This window comes from Micromonospora sp. SD19 (assembly GCF_054462275.1).
The window spans coordinates 141,656-162,146 of the sequence record NZ_JBTLMN010000004.1; the positions used below are offsets into that span (position 1 = coordinate 141,656).

The 20,491-nt window shown below is 67.2% G+C and carries 21 protein-coding genes and 2 tRNA genes; 21 read left to right on the top strand and 2 right to left on the bottom strand.

The window, feature by feature from the left end; translation table 11 throughout:
* Positions 1–485: 485 nt before the first annotated feature.
* Positions 486–908, bottom strand: coding sequence for a GntR family transcriptional regulator (locus tag ACX27O_RS16210; protein ID WP_458939698.1), 423 nt, complete (start codon positions 906–908; stop codon positions 486–488).
* A 552-nt stretch (positions 909–1,460) separates the two neighbouring features.
* On the opposite strand from ACX27O_RS16210, the gene ACX27O_RS16215 reads away from it, so the two are divergent.
* From ACX27O_RS16215 to ACX27O_RS16230, 4 genes are all read left to right on the top strand, one after another.
* The gene (locus ACX27O_RS16215) at positions 1,461–1,796 is read left to right on the top strand and encodes a hypothetical protein (RefSeq protein WP_458939699.1); all 336 of its coding nucleotides are present in this window, start codon (positions 1,461–1,463) and stop codon (positions 1,794–1,796) included.
* 91 nt (positions 1,797–1,887) lie between these two features.
* A complete protein-coding gene (locus tag ACX27O_RS16220) occupies positions 1,888–2,133 on the top strand; it encodes a precorrin-4 C11-methyltransferase (RefSeq protein WP_458939700.1) in 246 nt (81 codons plus the stop codon).
* A 149-nt stretch (positions 2,134–2,282) separates the two neighbouring features.
* Positions 2,283–3,104 carry a GntR family transcriptional regulator gene (locus ACX27O_RS16225; protein ID WP_458939701.1) on the top strand — a complete coding sequence of 274 codons (822 nt, stop codon included), beginning with the start codon at positions 2,283–2,285 and terminating at the stop codon, positions 3,102–3,104.
* On the top strand, positions 3,092–3,868 hold the full coding sequence (locus tag ACX27O_RS16230; RefSeq protein ID WP_458939702.1) for a glycosyltransferase family 2 protein: 777 nt from the start codon (positions 3,092–3,094) through the stop codon (positions 3,866–3,868). The genes ACX27O_RS16225 and ACX27O_RS16230 overlap by 13 nt, the downstream gene beginning before the upstream one ends.
* Here ACX27O_RS16230 and ACX27O_RS16235 read toward each other — a convergent pair.
* The gene (locus ACX27O_RS16235) at positions 3,858–4,301 is read right to left on the bottom strand and encodes a hypothetical protein (RefSeq protein ID WP_458939703.1); all 444 of its coding nucleotides are present in this window, start codon (positions 4,299–4,301) and stop codon (positions 3,858–3,860) included. The genes ACX27O_RS16230 and ACX27O_RS16235 overlap by 11 nt on opposite strands.
* A 740-nt stretch (positions 4,302–5,041) precedes the next feature.
* Here ACX27O_RS16235 and ACX27O_RS16240 point away from each other — a divergent pair.
* The 17 genes from ACX27O_RS16240 (at position 5,042) to ACX27O_RS16320 (ending at position 20,461) form a co-directional block, all read left to right on the top strand.
* Complete coding sequence (locus ACX27O_RS16240; protein WP_091402451.1) at positions 5,042–5,437, top strand: transcriptional regulator; 396 nt, start codon at positions 5,042–5,044, stop codon at positions 5,435–5,437.
* Between the two features lie 175 nt (positions 5,438–5,612).
* The gene (locus tag ACX27O_RS16245) at positions 5,613–7,208 is read left to right on the top strand and encodes an FtsK/SpoIIIE domain-containing protein (RefSeq protein ID WP_458939704.1); all 1,596 of its coding nucleotides are present in this window, start codon (positions 5,613–5,615) and stop codon (positions 7,206–7,208) included.
* Positions 7,205–7,471 carry a hypothetical protein gene (locus ACX27O_RS16250; protein WP_121676974.1) on the top strand — a complete coding sequence of 89 codons (267 nt, stop codon included), beginning with the start codon at positions 7,205–7,207 and terminating at the stop codon, positions 7,469–7,471. Before ACX27O_RS16245 ends, ACX27O_RS16250 begins: the two co-directional genes overlap by 4 nt.
* A gap of 3 nt (positions 7,472–7,474) precedes the next feature.
* Positions 7,475–7,663, top strand: a complete 189-nt coding sequence (locus ACX27O_RS16255) for a hypothetical protein (protein WP_210923555.1) — start codon at positions 7,475–7,477, stop codon at positions 7,661–7,663.
* Positions 7,660–8,202 (top strand): DUF2637 domain-containing protein, encoded by a 543-nt coding sequence (locus ACX27O_RS16260; protein ID WP_458939705.1) that lies wholly within the window; start codon positions 7,660–7,662, stop codon positions 8,200–8,202. Before ACX27O_RS16255 ends, ACX27O_RS16260 begins: the two co-directional genes overlap by 4 nt.
* Positions 8,199–9,953, top strand: a complete 1,755-nt coding sequence (locus tag ACX27O_RS16265; protein WP_458939706.1) for a replication initiator — start codon at positions 8,199–8,201, stop codon at positions 9,951–9,953. The genes ACX27O_RS16260 and ACX27O_RS16265 overlap by 4 nt, the downstream gene beginning before the upstream one ends.
* A complete protein-coding gene (locus tag ACX27O_RS16270; protein WP_030329852.1) occupies positions 9,950–10,135 on the top strand; it encodes a helix-turn-helix transcriptional regulator in 186 nt (61 codons plus the stop codon). The genes ACX27O_RS16265 and ACX27O_RS16270 overlap by 4 nt, the downstream gene beginning before the upstream one ends.
* Positions 10,132–11,568: a tyrosine-type recombinase/integrase gene (locus ACX27O_RS16275; RefSeq protein WP_458939707.1), complete on the top strand. Its 1,437-nt coding sequence runs from the start codon at positions 10,132–10,134 to the stop codon at positions 11,566–11,568. Before ACX27O_RS16270 ends, ACX27O_RS16275 begins: the two co-directional genes overlap by 4 nt.
* A gap of 387 nt (positions 11,569–11,955) precedes the next feature.
* On the top strand, positions 11,956–13,101 hold the full coding sequence (locus ACX27O_RS16280; RefSeq protein ID WP_458939708.1) for a hypothetical protein: 1,146 nt from the start codon (positions 11,956–11,958) through the stop codon (positions 13,099–13,101).
* A gap of 445 nt (positions 13,102–13,546) precedes the next feature.
* Positions 13,547–14,278: a hypothetical protein gene (locus tag ACX27O_RS16285; RefSeq protein ID WP_458939709.1), complete on the top strand. Its 732-nt coding sequence runs from the start codon at positions 13,547–13,549 to the stop codon at positions 14,276–14,278.
* 576 nt (positions 14,279–14,854) lie between these two features.
* Positions 14,855–15,358 (top strand): hypothetical protein, encoded by a 504-nt coding sequence (locus tag ACX27O_RS16290; RefSeq protein WP_210857644.1) that lies wholly within the window; start codon positions 14,855–14,857, stop codon positions 15,356–15,358.
* A gap of 1,042 nt (positions 15,359–16,400) precedes the next feature.
* Complete coding sequence (locus ACX27O_RS16295; protein ID WP_030329854.1) at positions 16,401–18,932, top strand: putative bifunctional diguanylate cyclase/phosphodiesterase; 2,532 nt, start codon at positions 16,401–16,403, stop codon at positions 18,930–18,932.
* 93 nt (positions 18,933–19,025) lie between these two features.
* Positions 19,026–19,098, top strand: a tRNA-Thr gene (locus ACX27O_RS16300).
* 24 nt (positions 19,099–19,122) lie between these two features.
* Positions 19,123–19,195, top strand: a tRNA-Met gene (locus ACX27O_RS16305).
* A 132-nt stretch (positions 19,196–19,327) separates the two neighbouring features.
* Positions 19,328–19,495: a 50S ribosomal protein L33 gene (rpmG, locus tag ACX27O_RS16310; RefSeq protein ID WP_007073056.1), complete on the top strand. Its 168-nt coding sequence runs from the start codon at positions 19,328–19,330 to the stop codon at positions 19,493–19,495.
* A 125-nt stretch (positions 19,496–19,620) separates the two neighbouring features.
* Positions 19,621–20,067, top strand: a complete 447-nt coding sequence (locus ACX27O_RS16315; RefSeq protein WP_030329856.1) for a MaoC family dehydratase N-terminal domain-containing protein — start codon at positions 19,621–19,623, stop codon at positions 20,065–20,067.
* 1 nt (position 20,068) lies between these two features.
* Positions 20,069–20,461 (top strand): MaoC family dehydratase, encoded by a 393-nt coding sequence (locus tag ACX27O_RS16320; RefSeq protein ID WP_030329858.1) that lies wholly within the window; start codon positions 20,069–20,071, stop codon positions 20,459–20,461.
* Positions 20,462–20,491: the final 30 nt, after the last annotated feature.

Consider the following 20,491-nt stretch of genomic DNA (forward strand, 5'->3'; position numbering starts at 1 on the left):
CCCGCCCTCTGCCGACGTCCGCCATGTCAAGACGGCCTTGACGCAAGTTCGGACGCTGGCGGGTCGGGCGGTCGTCTGCTCGGCTTGCCCGGGTCTTCGGCTGGCGGGATGGCTCGCGCAACCACCCTCAAACCGCAACGCGCCGACGGGGTTGCAACCATCTCGGAGCCCGAGCGCCCCCGCCGGCGGCGCAGTAACCGCAACCCCGCTACCGCCCCCAGCTCGCCGACGCGCCCGGCGTGGCTTCCCTACGCCGCGCGGGCTCGTGGCCGCGCGGCCCGGCCGGCTGCCGGCCCAACCCCTCACCGGTCAACGGCCTGTCGTTCTGCGGGGGCCTCTTGGGCTTCTCGCTTCGGCGCCAGCCGCCGGGCGTGTTGCGCGGCTGGAGTCGTAGCGCCAGCGGAGCGACGGACGCGCGCCCGGGCGGCGGCGCGTGCGGCCCGTTCAGGGCCGCCTTGAGGAGGTATTGAAGTTGCGAACTGGCCTTATTGCTCTGCTTGAAGGAGTCGGTAGATTCTGGTGACTGTTCCGACGGTTCCGTTCGTTCGAGTGAGCCTCTGGTGTTCCACCAGAGGCGCGCCTACCTCGACAGCGAAAAGGGCTGCAAGCTCTGTGTCAGCGGCGACCTGGCGCTGTTGCGTTTCCGTCTCGGAACCCTCGTCTAGCCCACGCTCGCGCACGCGCGGGGTTGCATAGGTTCCGCGGCCGTGTTCGGTAGCCACCAAGCCTGCCTCGCGTAACGCGGCTATTGCCTGACGAACCGTGCCGCGCGCTGCTCGGAATTCGGCAGTCAACGCGCTTTCACTCGGCAGGAGAGCCCCGGGCGAGATGACGCCGCTCTCGATGCGCTCTCTCAGCTCTTCGGCGATGACGCGGTAGCGGGGCTGTCCGTAGTGCGGGGTGGGCACCTGCTCACCGTACCTGGCACTTGTCTTACCAAGTGCCAACCAAGTGACCGTTTCGAGGTCTAGACAACTCGTCCACTTGTAGATACGTTTCCTGGTGTGCGGCTGGGGTGACGGCCCGTGCCTGGGGTGGTTTCGCGCCCGCCCTAGTCGCACCTGATGCGCGGCGTCCTGTCGGACCGGTTGCGGTAGCCGCGCGTACGAGTTGGCTCGGCGATACCCGACCCGTTCGCGTCGTCGGACGGTGCGCCGTGCCTTCATCCGGGCCGGTGGCCGGCTGCATTCCCCCGTGGCTGGCCACCGGTCCCCACCTACCTGTGGAGGTGCGATGTCCGGCTCTCTTCGTCGGCACCATTGGCTTTCGTCCTGGTGGTCTCGGAGACGCCCAACTGCCCCGGCTGCCAGCAGCATCGGTCAGTCGAGTCCGCGCGCGGCTTCTACGACCTCCTCGCCGCGGTGGTCGACAGGCCCCACCCGTCAATTGCCTGTGCTCCGGTATGCGCCCCTAATGACACGGGCCCAACTCTTCCGAGGCAACGGCGGGCGGTGGCCGCGATGAGTCGCACGGACAAGCCGGCTGCCGTCACCAGCCATCCGGACTGGTGCGCGCCCGATCGCTGCGGTTACCTGGTGCCGCCGGTGATGACGCATATGGCCCGCCGTCATCGCGGCCCCATGCAGCGGGCTGGCGACAGTCGGGCGGGCGGCCTTGTCGTCACGTACCTCATCAGCAGTGAGGCTCTGGGCGCTCCCATGGTCGGTGTTCATGTGACGTGCCGAGCCGGGAACGCCTGGGCGGAGTTGTCCTTGCCGCAGGCAGCCCAACTGGTTGAGCAACTTAGCGGATCGCTGGCCCAGGCCACCGGGCAGCAAGGGGCCAGCGATGAGTGAGGGTGCTGCCAGCCCAGAGGGTCGGTCGCCGTCGTCGGTCGCGCCGGTCGTGTGCCCGGTCTGGTGTCGAGGCTGTGGACCGAACGACCCGATGCACCGCGGGCTTCTCTCCACCATCGGACGGGAGCGGACCGGCTGGGTCACCGTCCAACTGATCGTCGACCGGTTCGCCCGCCGGGACCTGGCCGTGAAGCTCGACGCGACCCGTTACGGCGCGACGCAGACCGTACTCTTGTCGTGCGCGCAGGTGGACCGGCTCATTGACGAGCTGGTGTACGCCCAGCTGGAGATGCTGACACCGGCAGATGGCGGCGAGCGGGCCGGAGAGACGCGTTGAACGCCAACACTCGTCGGGGCTCAGCCGTTCCTCGTACTTCTGGCTTGCGCGCTGCGCGGCCACCGCGCGCAGCGGTAGCCGTACCGCCGGTTCCTGAGCGGCCCGCCGGCGGGACCACCTGGCAGACGTTGGAACGTCTAGGGGGTACGGTGACCGGTGTGCAAGGCCGGGACTGGCGCCCTCGCTACCTGCAACTCGCGGAAGAGTTGCGGGCGAAGATTGTGAGCGGCGAACTGGCCCCCGGCACCCTGATGCCCAGCGAGACCGAGTTGGCCGACACCTCGGGCCTGTCGCGCACGAGCGTCCGCAACGCCATCCGCCAGCTCCGGGAATGGGGCCTGGTCCGTGCGGAGCAGGGGCGCGGCACCTACGTGCGGGCACCCCGCCAGCGGGTACGCCGTCGCAACACCGAGCGGTACCAGTGGGAGAAGGATCGCGTCCTGCTCGACGAGGACGAGCGGCTGAAGACTGGCGCCACCGAGCACGACACCGGCCTGACCGTCGATGACCTGAAGTTCCACGCCGAGTATTCGCGGGTGGAGGCTGATGCGGAGATGGCGGCGGCCTTGCAGGTTGAGCCGGGCACTTCGCTGCTGCGCCGGGTCTACTGGACGTCATCCCGGCACGAGAACGCGCCGCTGACCGTGTCGTACTCCTACCTGCCCTATGACCTGGTGGCCGCAAACCCGGACCTGCTCGACGCGGGCAAGGAACCGTGGCCGGGCGGCACGCAGCACCAGCTCTACACGCTGGGCATCGAGCTGGACCGAATCGACGACGAGATCCGGGCGCGTCCGCCGTCGCCGGATGAGGCTGAGTTGCTGGACATCGACCCGGGCGTCTCCGTGCTCACCGTGCGGAAGACTTCGACCGACACCACGGGCCGGGTCGTCGAGGTCGCCGATGTGGTGATGCCGGGTGACCGCACCGAGCTTGTCTACTCCCACAGACTCCAGCGGTGGAAAACTTGACGCAGCTCGTCTCGGTCATCACCCCGGTCCACGCGCCCAGCATCGAGCACCTGCCTGGCGCCTACGAGTCGTTGGCCAAGCAGGAGATGCCTGACGGCTGGGACTGGGAATGGCTCGTCCAGGAGGACGGGCAGACCGGCGCCCTGGTCGACCAGCTGCCCGACGATCCCCGGATCAGTCTGGGCACCGGCCGTCCCGGTGGGCCTGGTGTTGCCCGTACCCTCGCTCTTTCCCGAGTGTGCGGGGAACTCATCAAGGTCCTGGACGCCGACGACCAGCTGACCCCCGGCGCGCTCGCCCGGGACATCGCCGCGTTCGACGCGCACCCGCAGATCGGCTGGACCACCTCGCGGGTACTCGACCTGCTGCCCGACGGATCGACCGCCGGATGGGACAAGGACCCAGCCGGCGGAGTCATCGACCGCGGTTCGGTCCTGACGTTCTGGAAGGCCAACGACTACCGGGCCTCGGTGCACCCGGCGACCCTGTGCCTGCGCAGGGATCTCGTCTTCGCCCTGGGCGGCTGGATGGCGCTGCCCGCCTCCGAGGACACCGGCCTGCTGCTCGCGGCCAATGCGGTCAGCGCGGGCTACTTCACCCGGGAGTACGGCCTGCTTTACCGCAAGTGGCCCGGCCAGGTCACCAGCCAGGCCGCGCACCGGGAACCAGCCGAGTACCTGGCACGAATGAGGATCATCGAGGCCCGAGCCAACGCCCTGGCCTCGATGATCCCGAACGGCTTCGGCGGCAGCGCTACGGCGTAGCCTCGTGCCCCGGCATCCCGTGGGTACGCCGCCGCTCCTTCATCTCCGCCTCGAAGATGTGCCGCCGACCGCCGGCTAGCTTCTCTCGCGCGTCCCGCTCGATCTCCTGGAACGCGGCGTAGTAGCCGTCGTCGAACTCCTCCACGATCTGGAACGTCCACCGACCGGGTAGCACGTTGCGCCCCAACAGCTCGTGCTCGATCCGGTCGGCCATCTCGTCGTGTCCAGCTTCGCGGAGTAGCTTCACGACCCGGTCAAGGGTGAGATCCGCGCCGCCGACCAGCTGGTGCGCGGAATACAGGTGACCGCGCACCCGATGGATCGTCTCCAACGCCTTACTCAACTCACCCAGCGCCTCGACGGTCACGTCATCGAGACCGTCGGGGCGTTCTTGCGGACGATCGAAGGACTTCTTCGGAGGCTGGTCTGACATGCCATGCCAGTACCCAAACTCGCTCATGGCTCACCGACCACCCTGTAGGTGGTGAGCGGGTGGGGTCACGAGGCCCCACCCCACCCTCCTAGGTCCTCAGATCGGCCAACTGGCACCGGTGACGATCACGATCGTGACGACGACCGTGACCTTGACGATCACCTTGCGGGAGATCCGCAGCGCAACGTCGAGCTCCATTATTCCTACCTCCTCTCGTGGCTTGACGTAAACGGTAAACGACGCTTTTCGCTCGCTTGATCGCTCTTTTCACTCAAACTCTCGTGGGCTGTCTTGGCGTCGGGTCAGGATGATACGATCACTAAGGAATAACCTCATCCGTGTTATTATGGATGAGGTTGCAGAGTGGTTTGAGGCCCGTTTAGGTGCTCTTGACCTGCATGGATAGCTGCACATGGATGGCTCTAGCGCTTGTGGCCGAGTTGCTCCGGCCAAGGTGAATGCCTGCAATTATCCATAGTTCCGGCAATTGCTTTTCGTGGCCGCACTACTGGACAATTTGCCGGCGCGTCAGAGCGCCCGCTGGCGTCGGGCTAGTCATTCTTTTGACAGTTGCAGCTCGTTCCGCATGTCCAAACTCTGCGGACAGGGCCCTACCCCCCTCCTTGGCCTGCCCCTTGGCCTGCCACTGCGCCCGACGGTTCGGTTGTTGACTTGTCTGCCAAGTGCCGTCTACGTTGGATCCAACTTGGCAGACAAGTTAACAAGTTGGAGGTTGAGCGATGGCTCTGCGTGGCGGCACGAGGTTCGCGGTGCGGTGTGAGGACGTGTTCCCGGCGGGGTGCGCGTTGGTGCCCGAGTCTCTGGGCGAGGTCGAGGACTACGACGAGAAGACCGGCCGGCGTAGCCCGGCGAAGGACAAGCTGACCGGCCAGCGGGTGTGGCAGGTCCGGGTGATGGACCTGGATCCGGAGCTGGGGAAGCGGTCGCGGGAGACGACGGTGAAGATCTCAGCGGACTACCAGCCGGTGCCGCCGACGGGTGGCCTGTTCGAGGCGGTGGAGTTCGACGGCATGACCGTCACCCCGTACGTGGGCAACAACGGTCGGATGGCGTATTCGCTGCGGGCAACCGGGATGCGTGCCCCGGCGGGCGTGGCGACGAAGGCGGCGCAGTAGCCGCATCTGGTGGGGGCGGGGCTGTCAGGTCTTGGCGGACGGCAGCCCCGCCCTCTGTCTCTTTCCCCTGCTCTGTCGAGAGAGGTAGTGACATGTCCAAGCGTATGCCTGCCGTCCTGCGGCGGCCCGTCGTGGCGGGTGGGCGATGATGCGCCGGCCGCGTGGCGAGGTCGTGATGACCACCGCCGGGGACCTGATGGTGATCCGCCCGCGCAGGCTGGAGCTGCCGGTCTGGCTGATCGCACTCGGCCTGGTACTGCGGTGGATGTGGCGGGGCCTGTGGTGGTGTCTTCGCCACCCGGTCGCCGTCGCCCTGGTCGTGGCCGGGGTGAGCCTCTACCACGAGTTCGGCCGGACCGGCGTGATCGTGCCCGTCGTCCTGGCCGCTGCCGTGTCGGCGCTGTGGCGGTGGCGGCACGAGTCGTCCTGGTGGACCTGGTGCGCCGGCCCGATCCTCGGCCGATTCCGTCAGCTCTTCGTCTACCGGCGGGCCTGGCGCGAGGCAATGACCCTCTGCGGCCTGGCCAAGGTGTACGACCACCGCACGGTCCTGCCGGAGCTGCTGCGGGTCCGCTCGGATCAGGCGCTCGACGTGCTGACCATCCGCATGGTTCGCGGCCAGACACCGGAGGAGTTCCAGAAGGCAACGGCGAACCTGGCGTACGCCTTCGGCCGGCGGCACGCCCGCGTCTACTCCGAGCGCCCCGATGACCCGCCGATCCGGTCGGGCTACTGGGCGCTGGTCTTGGGCGCGGTGGACCGGCTGCGGTTCCGGGACCGGCCGTCGGTGGTCTACCTGGTGGTGGTCCGTACGGATGCGCTGCGCACCCTGGTTGACCCCTTTGACGTCCCGTCGGTGCCCGACTTCACCGCGTTGCCCCTGGCTCGGCGGGAAGACCTGCGGCACTGGTGCCTGCACCTGCTCGCCACGCATGTCCTCATCGGGGGTGCCACCCGCTCGGGGAAGGGCTCGGTGCTGTGGTCGTTGGTCCGGGTTCTGGCCGGTGGGATCTCTTCCGGGTTGGTCCGGCTCTGGGTGATCGATCCCAAGGGCGGCATGGAGTTCGCGATGGGTCGGCCGCTGTTCGCGCGGTTCGCCTGCAAGTCGTTCGAGGCCATGGCCGACCTGCTCGACGAGGCCGTGACGGTGATGCGGGAGCGGCAGACCCGGCTTGCCGGCGCGGTGCGGGTGCACACGCCAACCCTGGCTGACCCCCTGGTCGTGGTCGTCATCGACGAGATGGCGGCACTGACCGCGTACCTCCAGGACGTTGACCTGCGTAAGCGCATCGCCGGCTCCCTCGGGCTGCTGCTGTCGCAGGGTGCCGGCGTCGGTGTCCTGGTGGTGGCCGCGTTGCAGGACCCCCGCAAGGAGGTACTGCCGTTCCGGGACCTGTTTCCGACCCGGATCGCGCTCGGCCTGACCGAGGCGGCGCAGGTCGACCTCGTGTTGGGTGACGGTGCCCGCAACCGGGGTGCCCTCGCCGACCAGATGCCGCGCTGGGCGAAGGGCGTCGGCTACGTGATCCTTGACGGCACTCCAGAGCCGGCCCGGGTCCGCTTCTCCTACATCTCCGACGACCACATCCGGGAGCTGGCCGCCGAGTACCCGGCGCCGGCCGACGCGGCGGACATCCTCGCCCAGGTCGGCCGGGAAACCGCCACCGAACCGACCCGGCGACCCCTGCCCCGGCAGCGTCGCGGGCCACTGCTGCCCGACTCGCTGCTGAACATCCTCGACCGGGACACCGACGGGGGTGAGCCGCGGTGACCGCACCGACCGATGGCCGAACCTTCTACCGGCTCCGCGCACCCGGCACCGACGGCGCCACCAGCACGGCCGTCTCCGTCCGCGTCGACCCCGCCCGGCCCGATGCGTACCCGGTCTATCTCGCCGTCGGCGGCGGCCGGCGCCGCATGTACCTGACCCCCGACGAGGCGTGGGCGCTGTGGCGCTGCCTCTCCGAAGCGGTGGCATCTCTCGGCGAACCACCCGACCACATCCGTACCCGCGTCGCCCCGGCCCGGAGGTAACCGATGTCCCTCAAGAGCTTCTTCCTCGGCACCCACCGCCTCAAGCCGCTGCACATCGAACTCAACGGATCCCCGGACCGACTCGCCGGCGCCCTGCACGGCCTGGCGCACATGGTCAACCGCCGCCGCGACCTCAACGGCCAACAGATCTCCATCACCCTGACCATCCGTGACAACGGCAGCGGCCGATGATCCGCGAACGCGCCGAGTCCGGTGTACGGGTGCTGATCCTGCTCGCCATCGGCACCATGGCCGGCGCCGCCGCCTTCACCCACGTCCACGACCTGACCGTCGCCCACGGCCAGCCCGACTGGATCGGCTGGGCTAACGCCGTAGCGGTCGAGCTGATGGCCATCTACCTCGGCCTGGAGATCCGTGCCCGCCGTGGGACTGGTCGACCCGTCGGCCTGGTCGGCGTCCTTCTGATCGCGTTCGCGCTGCTTTCCCTCGCCGCCCAGGTCGCCGAAGCCGAACCGTCCGTCTGGGGCTGGATCGTCGCGGCGGTGCCGTCGCTGGCCTTCCTCGCCCTGGTGAAGGTTGTCCTGTCCAGCGCACCCACCGTCCCGCCGGCTCCCGAGCCCGATCAGCCACAGGGCGATTGGTACGACGAGCCGCAGCTGGTCGAACCCGCGCCGCCTGCTCCGGTGATGCCGCCGGCATCAGTTGCGGTGCTGCCCCCGGTCGGCGTTGTCCAGCACAACCGGCCCCAGGTCGTCGGGATCATCCGATGACGGCTCCAACCCTGCCCGGTCTCGAACCCGCCCCGACCCCGGTTGCTCCTCGACCGGGGTCGCGGGCGGCCCGCATGGCGCTGCCCCGCTCGATCGACGTGCTCAAGGACATCGCCATCGAGTACGGCGTCTGCGTTCGCCCGCTCGCCATGCGCCGGACCGACCTCGACACCGGACTGACCGAAGTCATCGACCTGCCCTGCGGCGCGACCCGCGAGGACAAGTGCCCGCCGTGCGCCAAGAAGAACCGCCGGCTACGGCAAGCCCAGATCCGCGAGGGCTGGCACCGCGACGACGAGCCGCTACCCGGCCCGGAACCCGCCACTGAGGCGCAGAAGTCGCTGATCCTGTTCCGCGCACACCTGGAGTTCTCGCGCGACGAGGCCGTACGCGCCGCGCAGTGGGACCAGGTGACCGACCTCGACGAGGCCATCCGCGAGGTGGAGGAAGCCATCGCCGCTGAGGGCCTGCGCGGGCGCGTCGGACCACCTCACGCCAGCGGCGACGAGGACCAGGACGACGAGCCCGGCCCACGGCGCAAGCGCTCCACCAAGCGGCGACAGGATGCCCCCGAACTGCCTCGGCGTAAGGTCGAGCGCCGCACCGTCGGTAAGACCTACACAGCCCCGGACGGTTCCACCTACCAACCGTCGATGTGGCTGACGCTCACCCTCGACTCGTACGGCCCGGTCCGCCCGGACGGCACCCCGGTCAACCCGGCCAGGTACGACTACCGCCGCGCTGCCTGGGACGCCGTGCACTTCCCCCGGCTCCTCGACCGGTTCTGGCAGAACCTCCGGCGGTGCGAGGGCTGGAACGTCCAGTACGCCGGCTGCGTCGAGCCGCAACGCCGTCTCGCCCCACACGCGCATTTCGCCATTCGGGGCACCATCCCTCGGGACGTCCTCCGCACCGTGGCGGCGGCGACCTATCACCAGGTGTGGTGCCCCTCGGTCGACGTCCAGCGCTACACCCTCGACCGCCTCCCGGTCTGGGACGAGCAAGCGGCGACATGGGTCGACCCCGACTCCCGCGACCCGCTGACCACCTGGACGGAAGCCCTCGACGCCATCGACGACGACCCGGACGCGGAACCGGTGCACGTCGTGCGCTTCGGCGCCCAGGTCGACGCCCGCGGCGTCATGCCCGGCACCGAGGACGCCGAACGGACCATCCGGTACGTCACGAAATACATCACCAAGCACACCGGCGACTGCCACAAGGCGACCACCGAACGGCAACGCAAGCACCTCGACCGGCTCTGGCGGCAACTCCAGCTGACCCCGTGCACCGAGCGGTGCGCCAACTGGCTGCTCTACGGCGTCCAGCCCAAGAAGGCGCACGCCAAGCTCAAGCCCGGCCGCTGCAAGGGCAAGGTCCACCAGCGCGACACCCTCGGCATCGGCGGCCGGCGCATCCTCATCTCCCGCGACTGGTCCGGCAAGACCCTCGCCGACCACAAGCACGACGCGCGGGCCTGGGTACGGGCACTGCTCGGCGTCACCACCGACGGCACGCAGCTCATCGACGACCAGGGCGACACCACCGAACGGGTCCGCCACGCCTGGGAACTCGCCCGACCCGACGACCCGGACGTCGGCCCGATGACCCACCGGCTCATGCGCTCGATCAGCGAACGGGCCCGCTGGCGGTCCGAACTGCTCTCAGCCAAAGACCGGGCCGCGCAGGGGTCTTCAGATCTTTCGGCAACTCCGCACAGCGCACAGCACGACGGGGAGGAAACGCAGTGAACGAGGAGTTGTTGACCGTGCCGGAAGTGCTCGCCGAGCTGCGCGTCCCGCGCTCGACCTGGTTCTACTGGCGGCAGACCGGCAAGGGACCACGGGTGATCAAGCTCCCGAACGGGCAGCTTCGGGTCCGCCGGTCGGCACTCGGTCGGTGGCTCGGCGACCTGGAGCAGGACGCGGCATGAAGAGCTACGAGGTCCAGATCTGGGAAATCGGCAAGCGCGCTGACCGGAAGGCGCGGCCGTGGCGGGTCCGCTGGGCGGTGAGCGGCCAACGCTTTGAGGACTTGTTCCGTACCAAAGCCCTGGCGCACTCGTTCCGCGCCGAGCTGGTCCAGGCGGCCAACGCGGGGGAGCCCTTCGACCCGGCCACCGGCCGCCCGGTTTCCGAGGCCAGAACCAAGAACCCCACCACCTGGTACGCGCACAGCCGCGCGTACGTCGAGATGAAGTGGCCCCGGGCGGCGGCCAAGACCCGGCGGTCGATCGTCGAAGCGTTGACCTCCATCACGGTGACCCTGACCCGCCCAGCGAAGCGGGGCCGACCGGCTGACGCGCTGCTCCGTGAGGCGCTGTACCTCTACGGCCTCAACCCGCGCCGCTGGTCCGACGAGATCCCGGCCGACCACGCGGCGGCGCTCGCCTGGCTGGAAACGGCGTCGCTCCCGGTCGTAGAACTGGACTCGCCCGCGATGGTCCGCCGCGTCCTCGACAGCCTCTGCGTACGCCTCGACGGCAAGCCCGCGGCTGCCTCCACCGTCCAGCGGAAGCGGGCCACCTTCTACAACGTGCTCGGGTACGCCGTCGAGCTGGAACTGATCGCCTCCAACCCGGTCGACCGGGTCCAGTGGACCGCGCCTGAGGTCGCCCAGTCCATCGACCGGCGAGTGGTGGCGAACCCAGCCCAGGTCGCCACGCTGCTGGAGGCGGTGAAATCTCTCGGCAAACGCGCCGACAAGGTCACCGCGTTCTTCGGCTGTCTCTACTACGCAGGGATGCGTCCCTCGGAAGCCGCGGACCTCCGGCGAGAGGACTGCGACCTTGCCGGCCGGTGCGCTGACTGCGGGGCCGACTTCGACGACCTGGCGGCGGTGAAGCCTTCCCGGTCCTGCGACCACGAGAAGGTCGAACATCGCTGGGGCCGCCTGGTGCTCGCCGGCACTTCGCCGCGCGCCGGGTCGCACTGGACCGATGATGGTGGCTCCCACGAGCGGCGCGGACTCAAGCACCGGGGGAGGGCCGAGACTCGCACGGTCCCGATCCCGCCCCGGCTCGTCGAGCTGCTGAGCGCGCACGTCGAGAATCACGGCGTCAGCCCGGACGGTCGGTTCTTCCGGGGCCTGCACGGTGGGCCGCTGTCGGAGTCGGTCTACGACCGGTGGTGGAAGCTCGCCCGCGAGAAGGCGCTGACCGAATCGCAGGTGGCCTCCCCGCTCGTCCGTCGGCCCTACGACCTACGGCACGCGGCGGCCTCGCTCTGGCTGAATGCCGGCGTCCCGCCGACCGAGGTTGCCCGGCGCCTGGGCCACGGCGTCGCCGTTCTGCTCCGCGTCTACGCCAACTGCATCGACGGCGGCGACGACACCATGAACGACAAGATCGGCGAGGCTCTCGGCTGATGTTGAATCGTTCTGCCAACATCGCTGGTGTGGCGGGAAACCACACGCCGGCTGAGAGTTGTGCATGCCTTCCTCGCGGGCGAGGCGCGGACAGCGGTGGTCGCTGGGTTCCGGAGGATTCGTCAATATTTCGACTGATGTGTCGAGTCTCGCTGCCCTTCTTGCGGCAGGGCGGGTCCGCTTTGGGGTCTACGCCGCCGCGAGGCGTTAGTTTCAACGATTTGGCTATCGCAAGAGGAGCGGTGGTACTCGCTGGTCGCGCGTGGCCCAAATCCAGCCCTCACTCGCTGCCGCAGTTGGCCTTCCTGGTAGGAGTTCACCCTGAAGTCACTCCTTTATTCGCTAGCCCTAGCTGTCGCCACGCCCCTAGTGATCATGATCTGCTCCTTGCCAGCGCTGTTTTTCGCACGTGTCTACTACTTCGCGAATATGAAGAGGTATCTGAAATATCCAGCCGACGTGCCACTCGTATTCACAAATATCCCTACGAAGGTTAAGCGTGAACTGATTATCGGATCCACCCTCTGGCGCGTTCTCTATACGGGCTCATTGGCAGGGTCAACGATCCTGGCGGACAAGATAATCGCTGCCCAATTTGGGGATATTCGAGGCAAATTCTTCCCCTGGGTGTTCGTCTTCCTGGCCCTCATCATGCACCCCAACTTTACCTTGAAGGCCAGTAATTATTGGACGGCCGACAGGGTTTGCGCCGAATTCAGTAGCAGTGCCGGAAATGAATGGCAGCGCGACTCTGGCAGGTTGTGTCGCATGGCTGCCACGGACTGCGTTGTCGTTGTGATGACATTCATGTTGGCTGGCGCTGGACTAGTCTCCTTCCTGAATCTTGCTGTATTTACGAGCAGCTTCAAGGACCCCCCAGCAGGGTTCGCCGATAATGATCTTATTTTCGTGTACGCCGTCGTAGCCTTCGAAATATCCGTGCTGCTTGCAAATAGGCTGACGTCGAGATTTCCGGAATTCATGGTGGTTTCGCAGGTTGGCAAGCTAAATAGTAAGCGGCGCGAACGCTTTGGGTCCTCCCCGTACGACCCCCTTGGCGTGGTGCGTGAGGAGATATTTGTGCTGGCACGCTATGTCGTTAAGGCAAGCGCGAAGCTCGAGCGATCGGTTTCAAAAGATGCTACCTTCGCTCCGTCGGTAGTACTGCGCGCCGGGGCTGAAGACTTGCTCCGTTTCCTAGCAAGCCGAGAATCCCTGGACAACAATACAATGCCTAAGAGGCTTGTGCGCAATTCGAGCTACTTGCTAGCTCTGATGGTCGATACACCCTCGCGTAGCTTTTATGACAAGGTGTCTCGTGAGTGGAAAGCCTTCGACGAGCAGGGTCAGCCGGCAGAGCGGTGCGAGCGTGTTGCGCCTCGACGAATCGAGGCCTTCCTCTTGAAGTACGGGCAACCGGGTGCTGCATCTCTACAATTCCTAATCCAAGGCGGTCTCGCTGTATCGATTGTGGCTCTTGTGCTATTCGGGAAAGTTGACATTATGGATTTCATCAAGACTTTCATTAAGTAACTTTGACTTCAATGTCGGCTTTTGGCTCGTTCCTGTCCCGCCCTCGGCATATTTGTCTGCCCGCCCGGCTCGCCCCTGACCATGATGGGAGCCCTCGGGCGGCGCTCCCTCCTGTAGAGCGGCCGGCAGACGGTGTGGGCGGTTCCGGTCCCGCCCGGCTGGTCGAGCTGATGCACGTGCACGTCGAGAACTTGGCCGGATGGGCGTCCGAGCGTAAGGAGCTGGCCTCGCAAACCGTGCGTCGCCACCTAGGGTGGCTTGACCGCCTGGGAGACACTCGTAACCATGTGGCGACTTGCTGTAGCTGCCTTGGCGTCGGGCCGTGTGGGTCATGCGGGCGTGCACATTGAAGGCAGGTCTCGCCATCAGGCGGGTGCCGCCATCTCGTAGACCGTCAGGCCCGCGGACTGCTCAACCGCAATCGGCCCGAGACCGCGCAGTGTGGGTGACGCTCGTGCTCCTGCTTCTGGCGCTCACCGGCTGCGATCCAGAGACCGAGGGCAAAGTCCGCTACAAGCCCGTGCTGCTACCGGTATCGCTGACAGTTGGACCCGATGGTGTTGCCGTCGAGGGTGAGACGAGCTTCATCACCCCGATCGGCGAGTTCTCGATCGGCGCCGAGTACTCCCTGCCGCCGCGCGACGGAAGCACGATCTACGTGCTACTTCGTGATCGGAAGAAGGGCAAGACCGGGTTTGACAAGGTGTTCAAGGTTCAGACTGGCCGCGACCAGCTCACGGTCGTCGTGAACGGGACCACCACCATCGAGGTGAAGGACGGTCAAGTCTTGATCGACGTCACCGGCGGCGCGGTCAAGAAGGTCCAGTTCAAGCGAGTGGATCAGGCAACGGTGAAGGAAGGCGGCGACTCGTTCTGGGTCAAGGCCGGCACAAAGTGGAGCCAGGGCTGGGAATCCTCGTTCTACAAGCCCTTCGTGTTGACACGCTGGGCCTACGACGATTCGACGATCGACAAGTGGTGTGGACTCGGGTTCATCTGGTTCCTGATGCGTCTGGCACTGACGCTTGTGCTGCTCCTCGTCGACCTGCTGTTCAGTGCGATCTTCCTGGTAGCGCAGATCGCATACATGTTCTTCGAAGCCACGGGCCGGAACGTGGTCTGGGGAGTCGCCATCCTGGTCGTCGTCGTAGGTTGGATCCGGTGGCTACTTGAATGACTGTGGGCGTGGGCAGATGGTGGGCGGGCCAGAGTCCGGCGGGTGCATGGCACCAAGAAACAGCAGGTCAATGCTGCTGTCCTGGCCAAGATCGCGGACGCCCTGTAAATCCGTCGCGAAAGCTTCAGAGGTTCGAATCCTCTACCCGCCACCAGGTGCAGACACGGCCCCTGACCAGCAGAGATGCTGATCGGGGGCCGTTGTCGTTGGTCCGGCCGAGTCCAGCAGTTGACGACTGGTTGAAGGCGTTGACCGAGGTGGGCCGGGCCAGCCTCAAGCAAATCGACTCGGGCGCCGGGGGCCAGCTCGGGGCAGGTGATGGTCTCTTCGCCTCCGTTGGCATAGCTGACGTTCCCCGAGCGGAGGTGCCCCGCCTTGTCGGTGATCCCGCCTCAGGTTGGAGGAGTGCGCTCAGCCGGCTGTGCTGTCCGAAAAGCCTGCTCGCGCCGGCTGCCCGCTGGTGACCGGCCGGCCCTGCAACTACTGGTCCGGGAACGGCGCGGGATTGCCCGTCCGTTCGGCGTTGTTGACCTTGAGCCCCACCCATGCGCGGGTCGGCCGGCCTACTGTGTCGTCGTGCCTGGACCCGACGATGCCACTGACACACACGTCAAGGTTCGTTCGCGACGCTGGCGTATCTGGCTGCTGTCAGTTGTCGCCGTTGCCGCCTGCTGTTTCGGCGTGCTCAAGGTGAGAGACGCCCCTGCGACTGAGGCGCAAGGCTATGTGTCTCAGATCAGCGTGCGCGGTTACGAGCGGGTGCACGACTACATCGATCCTGGTACAGCACCCGCCGAGCAGCGCGCCGCAGTCGCGATCTTCGTCGGCCCTCCGGACGACAACGTCGTCGCCCGCGTGTCCGGACCAGGGCTCGTTGTCGGCGCTCCAGCAACGGATCCGGCCTTCCCTGATTTCGAGATGATCGGCTACGGCAGTTGGCACGGCTGTTTCGTGCACGTCGATCGCTGGAAGACGAGTGATCCACCCATGTCGTACCAACTGACGACCGAGCATCTGACCGCGTTCCGGGCGGGACGGCTGTCCGTGCTGTCCATCGCTGTTGGATGTGGCGGTGGATGACCGCGCGCTCCGGGCGGCCTCGCGAGTCCTCGCTGCTTCCGTGCCGCCTTGCCGTGGGCGTCTTTTCGCTTCGAGGGCAAGCCATCAACGCGACATCGCCGTGCGCCGATATTGTCGCCGGCACGAGTCAACACGGGGCCCGATCGCACGAGCGGTCGGCCGGACATGTCGCCGCCTCCGGCCCAACAGCCGGCACCGTGTCGGCCTGCGGCCAAAGTCGGCTGACCGCCGAATTCTCCCGCTGTGGGCGCACGCTGGCGAAGCACTGAAGCCGAGGTGCGGGCGTCGCGGTGGTCAGTGTTGGTGCGCGTGGCGGTAGGTCGGCGCCCACATCGATGGCGACTTCGCCACATCAGCGCTTTTCGTATCTGTCGTCATCGATGAAAGTTCCACGCCTAGCTGCGCATACCCTGCCTGTGGTCAGCGTTCGTTCTGCTGGCGACCAAACTGAAATGAACCCGACGAGGTACTGGCGGGATGGCGGAGAGCCGGTATGGTGGTCGATGGTCGGATCGGAGGCGCGCGTTCGTCGCGGGCTGTTGAGCGTTGCTGACGGTGACCGTCGTACCGGATGTGGCAGTGCCTACAGCTGGACCCGAATTGCGTTGAAGGTCGCATTCAGCGCTGGGTGAAACGGTTAAGCGACCTGCAGGCTCGTGATCTGGCCCGGTGCGTTGGGGGCGGTAGGCCGAACGGCGGGAAGTAACAGACGGTGGGGCCAGTCGGGCGACCACCACTTCTCTGGCTGCCCGCGCTGTGGCACGATCGTGGAACCTCCATCAACGCTGTACATCTCCCGACAGGAGCGATCATGTCTGGTCGAAGGCTAGGCCGACTCGGTGGGTCTCTCCTCCTTGTTCTTGCTGCCGCCGCCATCGTCGCCTTCCCCGCTGGCCTCTATGACAGCAGTGCTCGCGGAGCTCAGGCCATCGATCTCATCTGGACCGTCGCTCCGGAAGGCACTATCGTCGGCAGCGGTCGCTGACTCGTTCAGCTCACCCCAAGCCAAGGGCGGTAAACCGCAGGCGCCGTAGGGAGCGGTATGGCTCCGCGTGATCGATCGCGACGTCGTTCGGCGGATCGTGCATGGTTCATCACCGCGCCACTGGTGTTCTTCGCCGCGATCTGTTCCATCGTCACGGGGCTGGTGTCGTCCCAGCCCTTCGGTGACTGGCTCCTCGCGCTCCTGTTGCTGGTCGCCATGGCCGCCGTGGGCATGCCGGTCCTCAACTTTGTGGTCCGGCGGCAGTCGTTCGGCATGACCCTGACCGAGATTCCGCTGGTGTTAGCGCTGTTTCTGCTGCCACCGCTGACCGTCGTCGCGATCTACACGGTGGCGTCCATGCTCACACAGACGCGGCACCGGTTCGCGCCTGTCAAGTTCTGGTTCAACGTGGCCAAGGCTGCCGCCGGTACCTCTCTCGCCGTCCTCCTCCTTCAGGCGCTACCGCCGTCGAAGGAGGTGGACGACCCCGGCACCTGGCTGAGTCTCTTCGCGGCCGTGACCGCGGTGATCCTGGTCAGCCTTCTCGGCATCGTCGGCGTGCACACCCTCCTGCAGGGCTGGCAGGCCGGACGGGACTCTCTCCGCACCGCACGTCCCGCTCTGCTCACTGCGGCGATCAACGTCTCGCTCGGTCTCATCATCCTGATCGCCGTCACCACCACCTGGTGGTCGTTGGTGCTGCTGGCCGCTCTCGGTGCGGCACTGGTCCTGGTCTACCGCTCCTACGCGGAGTTCTTCCGGCAACACCGGACGCTGGCCGCGATGTACGACCTCACCCGCGCTATCGGGGAGCGCGGCCAGGACGGCACCCTCGTCGATGCGCTCCTGGGTCGGGTCCGGGCCCTGATGCAGGCCGAGTACGCCACGCTGTGGCTGCCCGCCCAGGGCCGCCATCCCGAGGTGCTGCTCACCGCCCGGGTCGACGACTCGGGGCTGTTGGACGTCGTACCCACGCCGGCGTCCCTTCGGCAGCGAGCGTCGGACGAGGGGCGGACCATCGCGGTGGGGCGCGCTTTCGACGAGAAGGCGAACGAGCGCCAGGCGCTGAGCCACAGCAAGATCAAGGACGTCATCGTGGTGCCGCTCCGGTCCGGTCAGGCGGTCATCGGCACCCTGGAGGTCGCCAACCGGCTCAGCGATGTCGGTCATTTCACCCGTGGTGACATCCCCATCTTCGAGACGGTCTCCGCGCACGCCGCCGTGGCCCTGGAGAATTCGCGACTGGTCGACCGGCTGCGGCACGACGCGCACCACGACACGTTGACCCGGCTGCCCAACCGGCGACGGATCACCGGAGCGCTGGACGAGTCGGTCAAGATCCGCGCGCCGGGCGAGGTGGTGGCGCTGCTGCTCTTCGACGTCGACGGGCTGCGCCAGGTCAACGAGTCCCTGGGTCACGCCGCCGGCGACAAGGTCCTCACCGAGGTCGCCAACCGGTTGCGGGCCAGCGCACCGTCGTCGGCTCTGGTGGGCCGTGCCGGCGGGGACGAGTTCCTGGTGACGCTGCGGTTGGAGAGCGCCGAGGCCGCGCTCGAGTTGGCCGCCCAGCTGCGCGACCAGATCCGCGACGAGATGGTCTTCGACGCGCTCACCCTCGACGTGAACACCGCCGTCGGGGTGGCCGTACACCCGGATCACGGCAGCGACGCGGCGACCCTGCTGCTTCGGGTCGACCTCGCGGCCACCGCGGCCAAGTCGGTGCCGGGCAGTGTGCAGCTGTTCAACCCCGCGCTGGAGTCCCGTTCGCTGCGCCGGCTGGGCCTGGCCGGCGACCTGCGCCGAGCACTGGACCAGGGCGAGCTGGAGGTCTACTTCCAGCCCAAGGTGACGCTGCGGGACCGGCGCCTGGTCGGTGTCGAGTGTCTGGCCCGCTGGGAGCACCCGGCGCACGGCACCGTCGCACCGGAGGACTTCGTGGCGGTGGCCGAGCACACCGGCCAGTTGAGCCGGCTCACCGAGGTGGTGCTGCGCGAGGGCCTGCGCCGCAGTCGGGACTGGGCCCTGGCCGACCAGCCGCTGCCCATCGCGGTCAACCTCTCGGCTCGTACGCTCATCGACCAGCACTTCCCGGACCGGGTCCAGGAGTTGTTGACCGAGTACAAGGTGCCGGCGCAGCGCCTCACCCTGGAGATCACCGAGTCGGGGGTGCTGGACGGCACGGACCGACCCATCCCCACCCTGCAACGGCTGCGGGATCTCGGCGTACGGCTGTCGGTGGACGACTTCGGCACCGGCGACTCGTCCCTGGCGCACCTGCGGCGGCTGCCGGTGCACGAGGTGAAGGTGGACCGCTCCTTCGTGCAGGGCATGGCTACCGATCCGGGGGACCTGGCGATCGTCAACGCGGTGGTGACTCTCTCCCAGCAGTTCGGCCTGGCGGTGGTGGCCGAGGGGGTGGAGAGCGAGTTGACCCTGGAGCTTCTCCAGGACATCGGTTGTGAGATCGGGCAGGGCTTCCTGTTCAGCAGGCCGCTGCCGTACGAGCGGTTGGCTGCCTGGTTCGGTGCCCAGGTCGAGCCGGAGACGATCTCCAACGGGGAGCTGCCGCGCCTTCGAGTCGTGCCCTGAGCAGGGCGCGGACGAGCACGGGGGATCCGATTTCACCTGTCGAGCCGGGCCGTGTACTCTTACTCCTGCGCGCCCCACGGGGAGATCGCGCAGGCCCCCTTAGCTCAGTCGGCAGAGCGTCTCCATGGTAAGGAGAAGGTCTACGGTTCGATTCCGTAAGGGGGCTCGAGGGTTCAGCTGGACCCATCGCAGCGGTGTAGCTCAGATGGTAGAGCAAGCGGCTCATAATCGCTGTGTCGCCGGTTCAAGTCCGGCCACCGCTACTCTCGTCTTCCGGGCTAGTTGCCGGTGGTCGTAAGAATGGGCGCTTCTGGCGCCCACTTTGCATGTCCGCGCTGTCAGCGTCTAGGCTGGCGCGTCGTAGTTGTTTCCGTTAGCGAGGAAGGCACTCCGCCGTGGCGAAGGCTACCGATGTCCGGCCGAAGATCACTTTGGCGTGTGTGGAGTGCAAGGAGCGCAACTACATCACGCGCAAGAACCGGCGCAACGACCCCGACCGCATCGAGCTGAAGAAGTTCTGCCCGCGCGACGGTCGGCACACGGTCCACCGCGAGACCCGCTGATCGCTGGCCGGCCTTTGGCCGGCCACCGTCGAAGCTTTCCGATCGCCGATCTGACCGGTGTGGTGCGGCTCCGCCGCCGCCTACCGATCAGGTCGGCGATTGGGCTTTCCGTGTAGGTTCGCCGCATGCCTCTGGACGCCTCCTTCGTCGGCCGGACCTATCCGCCGACCGCCCCCTACCAGGTGGGCCGAGAAAAGATCCGCGAGTTCGCCACCGCCATCGGCGCCACCGATCCGGCCCACCACGACCCGGAGGCCGCGCAGGCGCTGGGCCACCCCGACGTGGTGGCTCCGCCGACCTTCCCGGTGATCGTCACGATGGCCGCGAGCCGCCAGATCATCGAGGACCCGGCCCTGGGTGTCGACTACAGCCGCCTGGTGCACGGCGACCAGCGGTTCGCGTACACCAGGCCGGTGTTCGCCGGCGACGAGCTGGTCTGCACGAACACCATCGAGGACGTCAGCACCCGGGGTGGGCACGGCTTCCTGACCACCCGCACCGACGTGAGCACCGTCGGCGGGGAGCCCGTGGTGGCGGTCTGGGCCAGGTATGTCATCCGTGGGGAGGCGTGAGATGGAGTTGCCAGCACAGACGTTCCGGGTGACCCGTGCGGACCTGGTCCGTTACGCCGGCGCCTCGGGCGACTTCAACCCGATCCACTGGAGCGACCGGGTCGCCACCTCTGTGGGTCTGCCAGGGGTGATCGCCCACGGCATGTTCACCATGGCTCTGGTCGGCCGGGCGGTCACCGAGTGGGCCGGTTCGCCGGACGCGGTGGTGGAGTACGGCGTGCGGTTCACCCGGCCGGTGGTGGTCCCGGACGACGACCAGGGGACCGAGATCGAGGTCACCGCGCGGGTCCGTGAGGTGACCGAGGACGGTCTCACCCGCCTGGAGGTGACCGCCACCTGCCTGGGGGAGAAGGTGCTGTCACAGGCGCGGGCAACCATCCGGTCGGCGCGCTGAACAGAGCCCGCCACGCGTGGCGGAGAGACC